At 55.4% G+C, this 1,115-nt stretch carries 2 protein-coding genes; both read right to left on the bottom strand.

Translation table 11 applies throughout. The features are described 5' to 3' along the window. The coding region (locus ADADOO_RS03530) for an SPFH domain-containing protein (RefSeq protein WP_511275067.1) at positions 1-268 on the bottom strand (268 nt) is incomplete at its 3' end. Further along, the coding region (gene hflK, locus ADADOO_RS03525) for an FtsH protease activity modulator HflK (RefSeq protein ID WP_511275065.1) at positions 268-1,115 on the bottom strand (848 nt) is incomplete at its 5' end. The genes ADADOO_RS03530 and hflK, both read right to left, overlap by 1 nt.

The following is a 1,115-nucleotide window of genomic DNA, read 5'->3' as shown; positions in this document are numbered from 1 at the left end:
ACGAATCGACCAGTACATTTTTCTTTTCCGAGGTAATGAAGCGCTCGGGGTCGGCATTATCCAGCGTGATGATGCGCTTTTCGAAATAGCGGACATTCTGGACCATCGGTATTTTGAAGTAGAGTCCCGGCTCGCTGATCGCCCGCTTGACCTCGCCCAACTGGAAAACGACGGCATACTGACGTTGATCGACAGTAAAAATCGACATGGCCATAACCACCAACACTGTGGCGAGAACAGCACCCAACAGATTGATACGCGGACTCATTAACGCCCCTCCCGATCACGCGAACGCAGCGAACCATCGCGCGAACTTGAAGAATACGAACCACCACCAACCTTCGGTGCGCCCTCAAGCTGCGGCGGTGCATCGTTAGACAACAGCGCAGTCGGCCTAGCAGTCGATGGCGCCACGGACGCCTCGGGTGCAACTTGCGCCCCAGTCGTCGCGCTGGCCGCCTGCATCAGCTTGTCAAGCGGCAGATAAAGTAGATTTCCCTGCCCCTTGGTGTCCACCATCACCTTGCTGGTGTTGGCATAAATCTGCTGCATGGTTTCCAGATACATGCGTTGACGCGTCACCTCCGGCGCCTTGGCATACTCGGTCAGCACCTGCTTGAAGCGCGACGCATCACCCTCGGCCGAAGAAATAACGCGCTGCTTGTAACCATTGGCCTCTTCGAGCAATCGGGCTGCCGTCCCCTTGGCCTTTGGAATTACGTCGTTGGCATAGGCTTGGCCTTCATTTTTCTGGCGCTCCCGATCCTGCCCTGCCTTCACGGCATCATCGAAAGCAGCCTGCACCTGCTCAGGTGGCTGCGCATTCTGCATCGTCACCTTGGAAATCATGATGCCGCTCTGGTAACGGTCAAGGATATCCTGCATCAGCTTGGCAGCCTGGGTAGCAATCTGCTCACGGCCTTCGTAGAGGACAAAGTCCATTTTGCTCTTGCCAACAATTTCGCGAACTGCCGTTTCGGCTGCGCCCATCACCGCTTCATCGGTCGACCGGTTGTTGAATAGATACTCGACCGGATCTTTCAGGATGTACTGGACGGCGAACTGAATGTTTACGATGTTCTCGTCATCAGTCAGCATCAGCGCTTCCTTGAGCA

This window comes from Azonexus sp. (assembly GCF_036170495.1).
In the GTDB taxonomy this organism is placed as follows: Bacteria; Pseudomonadota; Gammaproteobacteria; order Burkholderiales; family Rhodocyclaceae; genus Azonexus.
This window is presented reverse-complemented; position numbering and strand designations above follow the sequence as displayed.